This window comes from Bacillus sp. AK128 (assembly GCF_053903075.1).
The window spans coordinates 2,061,661-2,077,621 of sequence record NZ_CP096379.1; the positions used below are offsets into that span (position 1 = coordinate 2,061,661).

At 35.5% G+C, this 15,961-nt stretch carries 15 protein-coding genes; 12 read left to right on the forward strand and 3 right to left on the reverse strand.

Going from position 1 to position 15,961, the window contains the following annotated elements; translation table 11 throughout:
* Positions 1-689: 689 nt before the first annotated feature.
* Together M1D60_RS10245 and M1D60_RS10250 are read left to right on the forward strand one after the other, a co-directional pair.
* Positions 690-1,382 (forward strand): response regulator transcription factor, encoded by a 693-nt coding sequence (locus tag M1D60_RS10245; protein ID WP_456279056.1) that lies wholly within the window; start codon positions 690-692, stop codon positions 1,380-1,382.
* Positions 1,360-3,537 carry a histidine kinase dimerization/phospho-acceptor domain-containing protein gene (locus tag M1D60_RS10250; RefSeq protein WP_456279057.1) on the forward strand — a complete coding sequence of 726 codons (2,178 nt, stop codon included), beginning with the start codon at positions 1,360-1,362 and terminating at the stop codon, positions 3,535-3,537. The genes M1D60_RS10245 and M1D60_RS10250 overlap by 23 nt, the downstream gene beginning before the upstream one ends.
* Before the next feature lie 209 nt (positions 3,538-3,746).
* Here M1D60_RS10250 and M1D60_RS10255 read toward each other — a convergent pair whose 3' ends face one another.
* The gene (locus tag M1D60_RS10255) at positions 3,747-4,133 is read right to left on the reverse strand and encodes a hypothetical protein (RefSeq protein ID WP_456279058.1); all 387 of its coding nucleotides are present in this window, start codon (positions 4,131-4,133) and stop codon (positions 3,747-3,749) included.
* Positions 4,134-4,752: 619 nt separating this feature from the next.
* On the opposite strand from M1D60_RS10255, the gene M1D60_RS10260 reads away from it, so the two are divergent.
* From M1D60_RS10260 to M1D60_RS10280, 5 genes are all read left to right on the forward strand, one after another.
* Positions 4,753-5,028, forward strand: coding sequence for a hypothetical protein (locus M1D60_RS10260; RefSeq protein ID WP_456279059.1), 276 nt, complete (start codon positions 4,753-4,755; stop codon positions 5,026-5,028).
* Between the two features lie 28 nt (positions 5,029-5,056).
* A complete protein-coding gene (yidC, locus tag M1D60_RS10265; protein WP_456279060.1) occupies positions 5,057-5,836 on the forward strand; it encodes a membrane protein insertase YidC in 780 nt (259 codons plus the stop codon).
* A 335-nt stretch (positions 5,837-6,171) separates the two neighbouring features.
* On the forward strand, positions 6,172-7,026 hold the full coding sequence (locus M1D60_RS10270) for a DegV family protein (protein WP_456279061.1): 855 nt from the start codon (positions 6,172-6,174) through the stop codon (positions 7,024-7,026).
* A 227-nt stretch (positions 7,027-7,253) separates the two neighbouring features.
* A complete protein-coding gene (locus M1D60_RS10275) occupies positions 7,254-7,934 on the forward strand; it encodes an HAD family hydrolase (protein WP_456279062.1) in 681 nt (226 codons plus the stop codon).
* A 12-nt stretch (positions 7,935-7,946) separates the two neighbouring features.
* Entirely contained in the window at positions 7,947-8,624 is a 678-nt protein-coding gene (locus M1D60_RS10280) for a 5'-methylthioadenosine/adenosylhomocysteine nucleosidase (protein WP_456279063.1), read from the forward strand.
* Positions 8,625-8,826: 202 nt separating this feature from the next.
* On the opposite strand, the gene M1D60_RS10285 is transcribed toward M1D60_RS10280, so the two are convergent.
* A complete protein-coding gene (locus M1D60_RS10285; protein ID WP_456279064.1) occupies positions 8,827-9,249 on the reverse strand; it encodes a nitrate- and nitrite sensing domain-containing protein in 423 nt (140 codons plus the stop codon).
* Between the two features lie 504 nt (positions 9,250-9,753).
* On the opposite strand from M1D60_RS10285, the gene M1D60_RS10290 reads away from it, so the two are divergent.
* The 4 genes from M1D60_RS10290 to M1D60_RS10305 all read left to right on the forward strand — a co-directional run bounded on the left by M1D60_RS10290 (position 9,754) and on the right by M1D60_RS10305 (position 13,131).
* The gene (locus M1D60_RS10290) at positions 9,754-10,407 is read left to right on the forward strand and encodes an NAD-dependent deacylase (protein WP_456279410.1); all 654 of its coding nucleotides are present in this window, start codon (positions 9,754-9,756) and stop codon (positions 10,405-10,407) included.
* Between the two features lie 91 nt (positions 10,408-10,498).
* The gene (locus M1D60_RS10295; RefSeq protein ID WP_456279065.1) at positions 10,499-11,179 is read left to right on the forward strand and encodes a hypothetical protein; all 681 of its coding nucleotides are present in this window, start codon (positions 10,499-10,501) and stop codon (positions 11,177-11,179) included.
* A gap of 194 nt (positions 11,180-11,373) precedes the next feature.
* Positions 11,374-12,387: a macro domain-containing protein gene (locus M1D60_RS10300; RefSeq protein WP_456279066.1), complete on the forward strand. Its 1,014-nt coding sequence runs from the start codon at positions 11,374-11,376 to the stop codon at positions 12,385-12,387.
* 87 nt (positions 12,388-12,474) lie between these two features.
* Entirely contained in the window at positions 12,475-13,131 is a 657-nt protein-coding gene (locus tag M1D60_RS10305) for a vWA domain-containing protein (RefSeq protein ID WP_456279067.1), read from the forward strand.
* A 794-nt stretch (positions 13,132-13,925) separates the two neighbouring features.
* Here the strand turns inward: M1D60_RS10305 and M1D60_RS10310 are convergent.
* Positions 13,926-14,981: an SDR family NAD(P)-dependent oxidoreductase gene (locus tag M1D60_RS10310; protein ID WP_456279068.1), complete on the reverse strand. Its 1,056-nt coding sequence runs from the start codon at positions 14,979-14,981 to the stop codon at positions 13,926-13,928.
* A 586-nt stretch (positions 14,982-15,567) separates the two neighbouring features.
* Between M1D60_RS10310 and M1D60_RS10315 the strand changes: the two genes are divergently transcribed.
* The gene (locus M1D60_RS10315) at positions 15,568-15,903 is read left to right on the forward strand and encodes a phosphorylase family protein (RefSeq protein WP_456279069.1); all 336 of its coding nucleotides are present in this window, start codon (positions 15,568-15,570) and stop codon (positions 15,901-15,903) included.
* Positions 15,904-15,961 lie beyond the last annotated feature (58 nt).

The following is a 15,961-nucleotide window of genomic DNA, read 5'->3' on the forward strand; positions in this document are numbered from 1 at the left end:
ATTTTATTGATAATAGAGTGGAGGTAATTGAAAATATTCAACTAGCTTTCTTCTTAAATATAAGCTCTTCTATCATTCAAAATTGTACTACCTCTTATCTATACGGTAAGTATAAGTGTAAGTATAAGTGTAAAATGCTTATAAAAAGGAATAAAGGAAATGCTGTTTTTATACTTTGTTGCTTTCTTAAAAATCATTTAATAATTGGTCCGTTGATTTCCGTTGCAGGTACTCGCTTTCCGCGGGGAGGGATGTGAGCCTCCTCGGCTGCGCCTGTGGGGTCTCACACTTCCCTCTATCTCCCGCAGGAGTCGAGTACCTTCCACTCCAATCAACTCTAGTTGTTAACAAGGTGTATAAGTAGCAACAATCTTTACATAACGAAAAGAGCCATGTGAAAAGAAAATGGAATGTTTACGTATTTAGTTTTTTTATACTTTTAGAAGGAATTTTGGTTTATTCTTTGTGATACATTATTTAAATTCCTCTCTATATAAGCTTCTAATTAAAAGAGCGTCTAATCATAAATTAGTATGAGTTCGTCCTTAATTAAAACTATAAGTGACAAGAAATCTCTTAAATCGTAAGAAATTCTTCATAATTTCGATACCTTTTATGTAAGAACTGTTGTCTATACTAAATTTATCGTTAAATGATACATACCAAAGGAAGAACAAGGAGGTGGTTGGATGAATCAGCATGTTGTGTTAGTGGTAGATGATGATCAGGATATCCGTGATGGAATTGAGATTTATTTAAAGAACGAAGGGATGAAGGTGTTAAAGGCCAGGGATGGTATAGAAGCCTTGGAATGTTTAAACGAGCATGAGGTTCATTTGATTTTGTTAGACATTATGATGCCTAGAATGGATGGTATTTCCGCAACGTTTAAAATTCGTGAGCAGCGAAATATCCCGATCATTATGTTAAGTGCTAAAAGTGAGGATACAGATAAGATTTTAGGTCTACAGGTTGGTGCGGATGACTATGTTACAAAGCCATTTAATCCACTTGAACTTATTGCTAGAGTAAAATCTCAACTAAGAAGATATGTAACTTTTGGGGAATTTAAAGGCAAAAATCAAACGATTAACTTAAATGGGCTTATGATTGATCAGGAAGCGAAAGAGGTTAGCTTATTTGGGGAGCCGGTCAAATTAACACCAATCGAATATAGAATTGTTGAGCTCTTAATGGTCAATGCCGGTCGAGTGTTTTCGATCTCTGAAATATATGAAAAAGTTTGGAATGAACCTTGTTACAATGCTGAGAATACGGTCACGGTTCATATAAGAAGAATCCGTGAAAAAATAGAAATTGATCGAAAAAATCCAAGATTTTTGAAGGTGGTATGGGGAATTGGATACAAAATGGAGAAATAGGATTGTTCTCGTGGCTTGGTTAGTTTTGTTTACGTTTGGGGTCAGCGGTTTACTTACAGCCCTATTCAGTGAAAATGATTATATGAAAGAAAGCTATTTCGAAACCAGACAATTTGAGCGAACGATGGAGAACTATACTAGGTATCTACTTACGTTTGGTGTAACAGATCAGTCTATGGAAGAAATGAAGGAGAATATTTCGGTTACAGAGCAAGAAATCGAGGAATATAGAAATGAATACGGAAGCCTAGCAGACCGAGTGGTTAGTATAGGGCAACAATACGATCATAGAATTGACGAAGCCCAGGCAACTAACAAACAGGATGTTGCTGAGCTTTATATAAAAGAGAGAGACAATAAAATTGATGAAATTACTAACATCTTTGAAAACGATGAGTATGTAGTAGGAGAAATTATTGAAGAAAAAGAAGCAAGAATTCATGAGTATTTCACAAATCTCGAGCGATATAGAGCAACGTTTGAATCATACGATGAAGTATTTGCCTATTATCTAAAAGATACGTCTAGCGGTAAAGTTTATACAAATCTATTAAATAACAACCTCTCAGCTTTTAACACAAAGAATATGCACTTTACAACAAGTTATCCCTTACAAGATAACGATTATATAGAGCCTCTTGTTGCTGGGTATGTGGATCTAGTAGATGATTCCTATGGATATTCTCATTCACGGTTTGAAGGGAAGATTGGTGTTTCTAAAGATGCCCCACAAACAAACCAGGTTATTCAAGCGTACGAGAACTATGGTAAGGAAAGAATGTCATATTGGATTTGTTTACTAGTAGCGATAATCGCATTAATTTCTAGCTTGTTTATTGGTAAAAGAACTGGAGTTTGGTCTAAAATTGCCCCGAGAGATTGGCAGAAAAAATATAATAAGATTCCACTAGATTTGGCATTATTATTATTTGGTACGTCTCTAATGGCAACGTTTGGCATCATTGGAAGTGGTGGTACGTATCTCTATTCCCATTTCAACTTGGATGATCTACTTCTACTCTTGTTCTGGGGAACTATATTTACGGGATTAACCATAATGCAAGCAAACTATCTATATACACGGCTTAAAAATAGGAAAACGGAAGAAAGTGTTTGGAAAGATACTTATATAGGAAGATTGGGTCAATTATTCAAAAATGCATTCTTGAATCGAAGAGTAGGTACACAAATCACCCTTGTTTTATTATTCATCTTTCTGTTAGGAATAAGTTTTGGACTTGGTGGTCTTGAAGAAGGGTTTCTAATTGTAGCTTTTCTTGCATTTTTTATTATAGGGATTCCACTTTTTATTTTGATTTTAAGAAGAGTAGGTTCCTTCAATAAAATAGTGAATCATGCAAGGGCTGTATCAACTGGGAATTTTGAACCTGATCTAAGTATAAAAGGAAAATCAGTCTTATCTGATTTAGCTAAGTCAATCAATATTATGAAATACGGAGTAAAGACATCACAAAACGCTCAGGCGAAAAGTGAAAGGCTGAAAACAGAGCTTATCACAAATGTTAGTCATGACTTAAGAACACCGTTAACCTCTATCATCACTTATACGGAGTTACTTAAAGATTTATCGATTAATGATGATGAGCGCAACTCATATATAGAAGTTATTGATCGAAAATCGAAGCGTTTAAAGGTGTTAATAGATGATTTGTTTGAAGCATCAAAAATGGCAAGTGGTGCAGTTGAACTAACAAAATCAACCGTTAACATTGTAGAATTACTTCACCAATCTCTTGAAGAATACCATGATTCCTCTGTTCAATTACGTATTTCAACACCTGACCATCCTGTATTGGCATTTGTAGATGGACAAAAGCTTTCGAGAGTACTAGAAAATCTAATAGGGAATGTTGTCAAATACTCCCTTGAAAATACTCGTGCTTATATCTCAATTGTAGAAAATGAGAATCAAGTAACCATCACATTTAAAAATATTACAAAATATGAGTTAAGTGAAAATATCGATGAATTATTTGAAAGATTTAAACGCGGGGATGATTCCCGACATACGGAAGGGTCCGGTTTAGGTCTAGCCATTGCCAAGTCCATTATCGATTTACATGAAGGTGATTTGGATATAGAAGTAGATGGGGATTTATTTAAAGTAACCATTGCTCTTCCCATCAAGGGATAAATTAGTAAACTCCTCTGTAACTACTAAACGGTTCCGATACTGTGGGGAAAACGTAAAAAAACAGGTGAAATAACATACCAAACCACAGTTATTTTAACACCTTAATTAGCGTTAGAAATAGCAAATAAAAATTGCTTGGAGCCTTTCGTACCCAAGCGGTTTTTTGTTTGCTATTTTCTTATTAAAACCCGTAAACAGTTAAAATAGTTTTAATCGAAATGTTTTTTAATATCTTTAAGGCTTTGTGTCTTTATTAGCACTTCTTCGTTTGGTCCACCAATTATAATTGAAGGAAGTGTCTTAATATCGAAATGAGATGTATATACAGGATCAGGGTTAATAAAGTAAACTATATGGTCTACCTTACAAGAATTCAGAGATTTCCTTAGTTTGGATTTAAAATTTTCTGTAGGTTCTTCTTCTATAAATACGGTAATTGTTTGTTTTCCATCAGTATTTGGACTTATACCAAACTCTCCTTCTGAACTTATGTGCACTTTTTCCTCTAATACTTCACAAGAATTGCTATTATCTGTACAACCAACCAACATTAATATGAAGAATAATATTGCCGTTGATTTATAAATAGAAACCATCCCCTTACTGTATATCCTAATGTACTTAGTACTTACAAACGCATATTAAATTTAACATAAAATTACTATTAACTGGTGGTTCTTTAAAAATTATTAGTGTATCAAATGACATACCAATTAACATAGTAATTAGCACGTTGACAACAGCTGTTGTCATTATGTTATTTAAGGTGCGATTTAGCATGCGAATCCAAGTGAATATACCCAATAAACATTGATATATAAGCAAAAAGCAACAGACCAAATCATATGTGATTTGGTCTGTTAATTAGTATGCTATTTCATATGTTTCTCTACAGAAACGGAACCGTTTATGTAACTACAGGGGAGTTTTATTTTCTATTCAGGGTTATATTAAAAGCTTTCAACAAAGAAACCTCTTATAGTGGTCATAAAAAACGTGCCAGGATTTCTCCTGGCACAAATAACATTGGGTAATATTAGATTACCACACTTACCATATTATTCCAATACTTAAATTGGAAATATTTTCTATAATTTTAATACCTTTATAGTTTAAAGCCATTTGGATAAAAATCAGAAAATCTGAAACCAAGATGAAAGGTAATCCGTATTATTACAGGAAGGTAATTTTAGTATTTACAATGAGGTGTTTTCATTGTTTGAAATGTTGGAGACCATTTACATACCAAGTGCTTATACGATTTATGTCAGCATGATATTTAGCATGATTTTCGCTTATCTTTTCTACATTAATACAAAAGCAAACATTACTAAGCGTAAATTCGATTATATAGAAATAGAAAATATACATCATGACCTTATCCAAACTGATTTACAATGTGGTATTGATTCAGTTTTTGTTTGGTTGATGAATTTATATAGGAAGTATGAATCTACTAATGATGATGAGGATTCTTTATTTCTTACCTAAGAAAAATTAAAATTAGGGAGGAAATAAAGTGTATTTTAAAAAATTTAAGGTTTTATTCTTGTTAATTGTAATGGTAGGTGTACTATCAGCTTGTCAGTCATCACCTGGTGAAGATAACCTATTCCAAACGGGTTTAGTAAATCCATTCATTCAAGTGATCGATGCTTTGGCTTCGGTAAGTGGGGATAATTATGGAATTGCGATTATTGTCATCACCATTCTAATCAGACTACTCATAATGCCTTTTATGATCAAACAGTATAAAGCTCAACAACTAATGAAGGGTAAAATGGAAAGCATGCAACCTGAAATGCTAGAGATTCAAGAAAAGTTGAAAAACACCAAGGATCAAACAGAACGACAAAAGCTTCAGCAAGAAATGCTTTCCCTATATAAAAAACATGACTTAAATCCATTTAATATGGGATGTTTACCTCTTCTCATCCAAATGCCTATATTAATGGGATTGTTTTACGCGATACAAGGTTCTTCTGATATAGCAAGTCACTCATTTCTATGGTTTAGTCTAGGTGAGCCGGACTTTTTCATCACGTTGATCGCTGGGGTGGTTTACTACCTTCAATTTAAAGTAACCCAATCAACATTACCATCTGAGCAACAAAAACAAATGAAGTTATTGGGATTACTGTCACCGATTATGATTATTATTTTCTCATTCAGTGCTCCAGCAGCCTTACCTCTATATTGGGGAGTGGGAGGATTATTCCTGGTCATACAATCTTTTGTTACGAAAAAAATTTATTCTTCAATCACACAGGAAGAGATAAGTGTTGAAAAAGTTAAGTAGAAATACTGTTATTATGTAAACTTAAAGATTCACTCCTCTGTCGCATACTACAGGGGAGCTTTTTATGTTTTTATAATTCTCTATACAAAAGAGTATTCATACAAGGTAAATTTAAGATGGTAGAAGGATAGTTTAAGAATTTATAACATGATAAAGACGGTTTGCCAAAAAACAGTAAATGAATAGCATGTTGGAAAGTTATGAGAATAACAGGAAGTTTGAAAGCTATCAATATTTTGATCACCTAAATAAGCCCAACACTTTTCCTTTTATTGTTAGGTAGAGTAGGTCATAATGAAGAGGATATACTTTATTGTTATGAGAGGGGATGTACGATGAGAAAAATAGTTTTCTCAACAGAGAGTGGTGCAGATTTACCAAAAGATTACGCTGATCAACATGATGTCCGAGTGGTTCCGATGCACATCATCATGGAAGAACAGGATTATTTAGATGATGGCTCTTTACCAGTAGAGGATATTTATGATTATTATCAGCGCACTAAGAAAATACCCTCTACAACGTCTACCAATCCCCATGAGTATCAAAATTTGTTTTCGGAAATTAGACAGGATTTCCCTGATAGTATCATTATTCATATTGGTTATACGTCAAAGGCTTCTTCTTCTTTTCAACATGCGGTCATTGCCGCAAGAGAATTTGAGGATATCTTTCTTATTGATGCATTGAACGTCACCGGTGGATTAGCTGTAATTGTTATGTATGCTGCTAGACTTTTAAAAGAAGAACCTACCATTGAACCTGTTCGATTGATAGAGAAAATAGAAGCAATTGTTCCTAAATCTAAGTTGGCCTTCGTTCCCGGGAGTCTAGAGTTTTTAAGAGCGGGTGGAAGGGTAAGTAATTTTGCTTACCTCGGCGGGGCTTTATTAAAAATAAAACCGTGTATCGAATTAATAGAAGGAAAACTTGTATCAACTAAAAAATACCGTGGAAATATAAATGTGGTAGCAGAAAAGCTGATGCAGGATTATCTATCACAATATGATATTGATCAGGAACAGCTTTATCTCATTTATTCAATTGGTCTTGAGGAAGAAATCAAGGAACAGATGTATGAAAGGGCAAAGGGGTTTGGGTTCAAAAATGTAACATGGATTCAAGCGGGTACTATGATTTCTACTCACGCCGGCCCTGGAGGATTCGGAATTGCAGGATTAGAACGGTAGGACCGCATGGAAAAACAAAGTGGCAGATTAATAACTTAGTGGTGACCTCTTCTGTAGAAATCTACAGGAGAGTTTTTTAATTTCCTCAGAGTTCGTAACCTGTTCGTGTCTTTATAAAAATAATACAAAATATGGATATAAAGCGGCACATTTAGTAAGATGAATAATAGATTTAGAATGTTTTTTCATTAAATTAGAATGATAACGTTTAAGGGGAGAATTCAAGAATGATTAAAGCAATCGTGTTTGATTTTGATGGACTAATTGTGGATACAGAATCTGTTTGGTTTACTGTTTTTAAGGAAGCGATGCTCGAGTATGAGTACGATTTACAGCTAGAGGAGTTTGCGATAAGTATTGGGACGACAGACGATGTACTGTTTCAAAAGCTAGCTACTTCTGTTGCAGTACCTTTTGATCCAAATGATATCAAAGAGAAAACAGAGTTATTATATGAAAAGAAAATGAATGAGTTAACACTAAGAGACGGTGTGTTAGATTACCTACAATCGGCAAAAGAGCTGGGATTAAAAATCGGGTTAGCATCTAGCTCGAGCAGAACATGGGTAGAAGGATTTTTAAATCAATTTCAAATTAAAGACTATTTTGAGGTTATTAAAACAAAAGATGATGTGAAAAAAGTAAAGCCAGATCCGGAACTCTATATACAAGCTGTTTCTGCATTAAATGTGAAAGCAAGAGAAACGTTAGCATTCGAAGACTCTAAAAATGGTCTACAAGCAGCCATCTCCGCAGGTTTACATTGTGTCGTTGTTCCCAACCCTGTTACTAGCTTGCTAGACTTCGAAGGGCATTTGCATAGGGTGGAGACTATGGATCAGGTAGGACTAAAGGATTTATTAAACCAATTAAATGAAAAAATTGAACATAGGACTAGTGGTCTGTAGGAGAGAATATATATGAAGAAAATCGGAATTATGGGTGCCATGCAGGTAGAAATCGAGCTCATATTAAAAGAAATGGAAATTACACAGGAATATAAATTTGCGGGCTTTCCATTTTTTACAGGCGTATTAAGAGGAAAAGAAGTAGTCCTAACTCGATGTGGGGTAGGAAAAGTAAATGCCGCTGCCTGTACGCAGCTGCTAATTGATAAATTCAGTGTAGACTACATTATTAATACGGGGATTGCTGGTAGTTTAAGAGAGGATGTAGGAATCTGTGATCTTGTTCTGTCCACAGACGTCACCCACCACGACGTCAGGAAAGCCCAAATGAAAAACCTCTATCCTTTTCAAGAGTCGTTTATTGCAAGTGAAGAGCTAATAACTCTAGCAACAACAGTATGTGAGAAAAAAGGAATTAACTATCATTCTGGTAGAATCGTTAGTGGTGAATGCTTTGTAGATGATTCAGAGCTTAAAAAGAATTTAATTAATGAATATTCTCCAGCTTGTGTAGAAATGGAAGGCTCTGCAATTGGGCATGTGGCGTACATGAATGAAGTGCATTTTATTGTTCTGCGCTGTATATCAGATCTTGCTGATGATGAGGCGGGTATGACTTACGAGAAGTTTGAGGAGATAGCGGGGGAGAAGTCGGCTTTGGTTGTGGTGGGGATGGTAGAGTTGGTCTAATATTACTTTACATTAGAGTCAATCAACAAAACTTCTAAAAGCTGATACATTATGGATGGATGGAGCAGCCTCCGATTAGGAAAGGGAAGGTTAAGTAGAAACTAGTATTACCTTTATGAACTTTCTAGTATCCGTTTAAGACCAATACAAAAAGAGGGAACAGGTTGATATACAACTGTTCCCTCTTTTTGTATTGTATTATTTAGAGGTGGAAACGCTGAATTTGTTTAGTAAGCTGATCAGAAAGTGTAGCTAAATCGTCAGCTCTTCTTGCTACCACGTCCATTGCTAGCTTGTCAACTTTTTCTCGGTGCGAAGACAATTGGTCCTTGATCTCAATTGCTCCTTCAAGCTGACTTTGAAATTCACTACCATGTGACGCTGAATCAAATGTGTCTAGAAATGAGTTGAGGTCTTGTAACTTTTCATCCGTCAAGGTTCGTTGGTCTTTAACTTCGTTGCTAAACTTTTGTCCATCACTACCCATAAAAACACCAGTAGCACCGCGTTCCTTCTGCATTTCATGTACGTATGCACTAATAGTTGTAGATAGATCAATTAATTCTTGTAGTTCTGTAGTTTCGTTGGCTGTCTTCATTCGTTCCGCAATACTAATCCCTGCCAAGCTAATATCACTATTAACGGCATAGTGACTAGGATTAACAGCTTTCTACTTATTTTCATGACTTTTCTCCTACCTATAATATGATGTATTTTTGGCGAATGAGAAAATTATAAAACACTAGTTGGTTATTAAGTAACAGGATGGTATCCTATTTTTCGTGTTACATAGGAAACTGTTCCTATTTTGATACATTGATTGTTGAAAGTCCTCGAGAGGAAAAGTGGGAAGAGGTGGCAGAAAAGAATATTCTTAAATAAATTGGAAGTTTTTTAAGTAGCAAACTAACAGGATAATATAATTACTTGGAGAATACAATTAAAAGTAAATTATTTTCCATTTTATTAAATTATCCATAGTCCTAAAGGAGGGCCAAAAGTGTCGTCAAATTGGGAAGAAATTATAAAGCTTGGTGCTGAAGGCGTTGATAAAAATATAGAACTTGCAAAGAAGCTTAAACAATATCTACAGGAATCCAATTATACCGTTGTACTAACAGGAGCTGGTATGAGTACGGAGTCTGGGTTGCCTGATTTTAGATCTGCAAAAAATGGTATGTGGAAAGGTATTGATCCTTTAAAGCTAGCAAGTGTAGATGCACTTGAAAATAACAAGAATGACTTTTATAAGTTCTATAGTAAACGAATTGTAGATTTAAAAGGAGTCCATCACCATATAGGCCATGAAATTTTAGCAAATTGGGAGAGGAAAGGGATCGTTAAATCCGTCATCACTCAAAATGTGGATGGTTTACATCAGCAAGCTGGTAGTAAGAAAGTGTATGAGCTTCACGGTACACTTCGACAATGCCATTGCCATGATTGTTTCAGGAACTATTCTTGTGACGAGTATGCCGCTGGAACTATTCAATGTAAGTGTGGAGGAACTATTAGACCTTCTGTTGTATTATTTGGAGAAGGTTTGCCTGAAGAAGCTATCCTAGGAGCAGCCGAAGAGACAGCGAAAGCCGATTTGTTTATCGTATTAGGTTCTTCTCTCACCGTATCACCGGCTAACTGGTTTCCAATGGATGCTAAGGAGAATGGGGCAAGGTTTGTGATTGTGAATATGGATCCAACTGAATTGGATGAAATGGCTGATTTGGTTATTAATGATATAAAGATTGGTGAATTACTCAGAACATTGAATGATAGATTGTAAAGTTATCAAAATAGGAAAGTATGAAGCTGCCTATATACAGCCAAATTATGACGCTAAACAATACTTTCTAACCTAAAGGAGTGATAATACAATGAAAGGTAGTCAACTACATCTAAGAAACTATGTTAATAACCATAGTAGTCTATTAAATAAAGCAGTCTTCTCTTGTTCGACATCGCTTCTTTCTTTTGTAAGAGGAGAATTGGACATTGAGTGGAAGTCTCCTCTTATGGAAGAGGGGTATAAGGAGTATCAGGATGATTTTCTTACATTATATTTTAATAATGTAAATGATTCTAGTAAAGCAACAAAGGATATAAGGGAGTATTGGCCTGCAAAAGGTCCAGTATGGGATGGAGTCGGCATTGTAGAGGGGCACGAACAAACTGGGTTAGTTCTAGTTGAAGCGAAAGCACATATAGGAGAGACTCATTCAAAGATAAAGGCAACATCAGATGCAAGCATATCAAAGATAACTAATACATTAAAAATTACTCAACGCGAATTCCACTCTAATTGCTCAATTGATCCTTGGTTAGAGGAATATTATCAGCTATCTAATCGCTTAGCATTCTTACATATTCTTAATGACAAATTGAAAATACCGACGTGGCTGGTGTTAGTTAACTTTAATGAAGATGAAACTTACATTAAGACGTCTAAGGAAGAGTGGCTTTCCCATTATCAACATGTTTTCGAAACGTTAGACATTAAACATGATTCTAAAATGCTTTCAAATGTTTGTATGGTCTACCTCCCAGGGCTTTCGTGAAAGATGGGAATGTATAATGAATGATTCTAAATTAGTGATCGGCCAGATGATTCAAGCAGATTGTCTATACCGTTTACTCGTGAGTAACACAGACATAAATTACCCTAGTACTTACTTACATCATCTGAAAAAAATTTTTTAAAGTTCTTTGTGTAGTAAAGTGTGAAACTCAAAACCAAAAGGAGACGAGATAAGTGCCATTAGAAATTGTTCGTCAGGATCTTACGAAGATGAAAGTAGACGCGATTGTGAATCCCACCGATACAGAATTGAAAATGGGTGGAGGTGTTAGTGGTGCAATTTTCCAAGCTGCCGGTGTGGATGAGCTGAAACAAGCATGTGATGAAATTGGTGGATGTTCAGTTGGCCAAGCTATTATAACGGATGGCTTTCAGTTGCCTTCCAAATACATCATTCACACAGTAGGTCCAGTGTGGAGGGGTGGTTCTGATCAGGAAGCCAAACTGTTAAAGAATTCGTATACTCATTCTCTTGAACTAGCTGAAAAATATCAATGTGAGTCAGTTGCCTTCCCACTCATTTCAGCAGGCTTCTCAGGATATCCAAAAGAGGAGGCACTTCAAATTGCTGTAACTACGATTAGTGAATTTTTAGTGAATCATGAGATGCTTGTTTACCTAGTCGTTTTTGATAAAACTTCTTTTGGGTTAAGTCAACACTTATTCCAATCAATTAGTGAATATATAGATGAGAACTATGTAGAGGAAGTAGAGGCTAATTTCAGTCGCCGTAACGAACTCTTTACAAATGAACCATTGCTAGAGTCTGAGATAATATCGGAAGAAATCGATGAAAAACAGAGTGAAATCGTAATTGAAAATAGCTTACTGCATCTAGTAGAGGAACTTGATGAGTCCTTTTCGGAACGTTTACTTAGGATGATTGATGAAAGAGAAATGACAGATGTTGAGACTTATAAAAGAGCAAATATCGATCGTCGCTTATTTTCGAAGATTCGGAATGAAGTGAGTTACTCCCCTAAAAAGAAAACAGCCATTGCCTTTGCCATCGCTTTACAATTAAATGTAGATGAAACAAACGACTTACTGTCTGCTGCAGGATATACCTTGTCACATAGTAGTCTATTTGATGTCATTATCAAGTATTTTATCAATCAGGGTAATTATAATATTCATGAAATCAATGAAGCATTGTTTGCTTTTGACCAACCTTTATTAGGTGCTTAAAAATGTCGCTTTTCATGCGACCAACTCAAACTGAATTCTTGGTATCCTTCATTTATAAGTTAAATGAAGAGTGGAGGATGAAATGGGATGAAAAAGGGTATAACCGAGATAGTGTTCATTTTAGACAAGAGTGGTTCAATGTCAGGGCTAGAAACAGATACAATTGGTGGCTTTAATTCAATGCTGAATAAACAAAAAAAAGCCGAAGGAGAAGCTTTTGTCACGACTGTATTATTTAATCATGGTTATGAGTTATTGCACGATCGCATTAATGTAAGAGGTATATCACCTATTACTGATAAGGATTATGAAGTAGGTGGGACGACAGCATTATTGGATGCAATCGGCTTTACCATCCAAAAAATTGTAAATGTACAGAAGCGCACCAGTGTAGAAGAACGAGCGGGTCGGGTGCTTTTCATCATCACAACGGATGGTATGGAAAATGCCAGTCGTGAATTCTCCCCTAGCAAAATAAAGAAAATGATTGAACACCAAAAAGAGAAATACGGTTGGGATTTCATGTTTCTAGGGGCCAATATTGATGCCATTTCAACCGCTGCACAATTTGGCATCGATGAGGACTTTGCAGTTGACTATCATGCGGACAATGTAGGCACAAAATTAAACTATGAAATGGTAAGTGAGGCAGTAATAAAGCTACGACACGGGAAAAAAATCGACCGAAGCTGGAAAGAAGGAATTGAACGAGATTATAACCAACGTTCGAGAAACGATTACTAGGGGGGAGTTCTGATAGTGAATTTCAGTTAGCGAACTCGTGCTTAAGATTTTAAGATTGTTAGACTTATTAGTAATTGAAAAAGGAGTGGTTTCAATGAAAAGGTCAGCTATCTTTGATGAACATATGAAATATAGGGATATACAGGTTTTTTAACAATTAGCCACTCGTCTGTGTTATTCCGAAATAGATCTAAACATTCCGGTTCGTTTGGGAACTTTGACAGCCATAATACTTCATCGTAATTTTTATAACTAGAAACTGGCTTTTGTTTAAGTTGTGCTAGTTCTTTTATATATTGAATTAAATTAATCGCTTGTTCATTTAATGGTAATGTAGAAATCGGGTCCACCTCAATTCAATTTATCTAAGTTTCTACTAAGAAATTATAAGGATATTTTATCATACGAGATAGCTGATGGTTTGGATTTGAATTAATTGGCAATGGGAGATTGGGCCAGGAGTAATAAGGATGTTCATTAAAACTGGATTCACCATTCGTGAAAGAAGGGATAAGTTGTCCCTTTGGCTCTTCATATAAAAATAAGAGATTAAAAAAATTCTAATGACGGATCCTGACCTACATTACGCTGAAGCTTAGTGTAATGAAGGTCAGGATCCTCCCCCAATTACCCTCTTTTTTCAATAACAATAATCGTTTGGAATTTATAGTAGATTCTCAATTCATGGGACAAAGTCTCACTACGTCCCTCGGGATTGTAGCAATTAAAGACAGTCTATACATACTCCAAATACTAGTCATTATAAAAAACTGTAAACAAAGTAGAACACCTCACTATATGAGGAGTCCTACTTTTCTACCAATAATTCTTATAAGCATTTCCCGGTCCAATACGAGCTCTTTGATTCCAGCTGCTGCTAGCAATTCTCTCGTATTGGTGTCGTTGAATTGTAGATTTTTCCCCCAATAGTCATAAAATACACTCATTGGTTTATTGAAGGATTGTTCTTCTGGTGACAATTCTCCTGTATAGTCCATTGGAACCATCTCTATATTAGGTATATTAAAATGCTCCCGAAGTAGTTCGAACATGACCTTGTTACTTGGTGGATTGGAATTGGTGATATGGTAGATTGTATTACCTTTTGCATAAGCTAACGCTGCTGTAAGCACATCAACCACGTAATCTACAGGCACCAAGTTTTGAGCAGTGTCTTGATTGCATAAAAACTTGAAGCTTCGATTTTGTAATTCTTTTTTTCGGTCTAATTTTCTTTTCAGGAGTTCAAGGCTTTTAATAACTCCATACAAAGCAAAGGAAGTCTCGGCTTCTCCTGTTTTAGAATCACCAATAATAATGGAAGGCCTAAAAATACTAATATTGAAATTTTTCTGGTACTCAAAAACTAAATGTTCTGCATGGCATTTGCTTTCTTCATAAGGATTGATAAATTGATTGTCAACTGGGTGTAGTGTTTCTGCCCCAAATAGTTGCTGTCCAAGTGTATATGCCGTACTTACATGGAAAAAGTTTTTCGCTTTAATTTCCTTTGACAGCTCTAAAATATTTCTAGTTCCTTCAAAATTAATGGCAAATGTTTGATCTTTTACGTTCTCATCAAAGGATAGGAATGCTGCCACATGGTAAACTGTGTCAATAACTCCTCTTAAAAAATTTACTACTTCAACAGGTAGACCTGCTTTCCTTTTAGAAACATCCCCTTCGACCAAAATCAGGTTCTTTTGGAGATCTGTCGGTATAGAAGAAAATAGTGCCTCGGCCTTTTTCGAGTTTCGAATCAGTCCATAGACGACATGTCCTTGCTCTAGCAGATTTTCTGTTAACTTTTTACCAACAAACCCTGTTGCACCTGTCACAAATATGTTCATCTTTTCTCCTCCGAATTCGTTCTTGTTTTATAGAACCTAAAGTTTTTGAGTTTAATATATTAATATACAAGACTAGTATTTCATAAATAGAAAATTCATAACTTCATAGCTAGTGGGCACCAACTCACAAACCACCCTAATGTATTCTAGCATTACGTAAGATATTCTTTCCACAATAGTGCTATTTCTTTCACAACGTTATCTAAGTCACTTCTGCCATCTTTACCTTGCGTGACAACTTTGTGTGCAGCGTAATTCTAATCTTGCATTAGTTCATCTTTAAGAAGAACAATTCGTACATAAATTGCTTATTTAGTTCTCCGTTTCTTCCCCAATCGACCTCTCCAAAACAAACCTTGTACAAGCATGTTTTACTTTGGTTTGAGACTACAGTGTGCTCTTCAATGGGCTTCTTTTTTATCCACAAGTCTTCACCCTATAGATAGGTTAACTTGATTTTATAACGAAAGCGTAAAAATCTACTAACCCTTATTTCTGCTAAATATGGAATTTAGCTCCTATTTGCTAACAAACTTCCTATAATGTTTATAGAGCGAGACTATTTGGGGTAGCTTCAAGTGGCGACTTGACGGATTATTATATCAACACTTGTATCTTAACATCAAAGAAACCAGTTAATTTAATGGAAAACTTAAAGCTCAAGGCCAAAAAATTATGGGACAAAGTCCCTGTCACTATGTCCCTGAAAGAGATCCTAATAAAAGAATATTCTCCAGCTTGTGTGGAGATGGAAGGCTCTGCAATAGGGCATGTGGCATACATGAATGAAGTACCGTTAATCATAATACATTGCATATCCGATCTTGCAGATGAAGAGGCGGGTATGAGTTATGAGAAGTTTGAGGAGATAGCGGGGGAGAGGTCGGCTTTGGTTGTGGTGGGGATGGTAGAGTTAATATAGTAAAACGTCTGTTCAATCCTGACCACCGATATCTTCAGAAAAAAACGAGTTTATTTAA

Coding starts and splice junctions, on each gene's coding strand:
- M1D60_RS10280 (WP_456279063.1), top strand. CDS start 7,947: ATGAAGAAAATCGGAATTATGGGTGCCATGCAGGTAGAAATCGAGCTC.
- M1D60_RS10310 (WP_456279068.1), bottom strand. CDS start 14,981: ATGAACATATTTGTGACAGGTGCAACAGGGTTTGTTGGTAAAAAGTTA.
- M1D60_RS10290 (WP_456279410.1), top strand. CDS start 9,754: ATGAGTACGGAGTCTGGGTTGCCTGATTTTAGATCTGCAAAAAATGGT.
- M1D60_RS10255 (WP_456279058.1), bottom strand. CDS start 4,133: ATGGTTTCTATTTATAAATCAACGGCAATATTATTCTTCATATTAATG.
- M1D60_RS10305 (WP_456279067.1), top strand. CDS start 12,475: ATGAAAAAGGGTATAACCGAGATAGTGTTCATTTTAGACAAGAGTGGT.
- M1D60_RS10275 (WP_456279062.1), top strand. CDS start 7,254: ATGATTAAAGCAATCGTGTTTGATTTTGATGGACTAATTGTGGATACA.
- M1D60_RS10270 (WP_456279061.1), top strand. CDS start 6,172: ATGAGAAAAATAGTTTTCTCAACAGAGAGTGGTGCAGATTTACCAAAA.
- M1D60_RS10295 (WP_456279065.1), top strand. CDS start 10,499: ATGAAAGGTAGTCAACTACATCTAAGAAACTATGTTAATAACCATAGT.
- M1D60_RS10245 (WP_456279056.1), top strand. CDS start 690: ATGAATCAGCATGTTGTGTTAGTGGTAGATGATGATCAGGATATCCGT.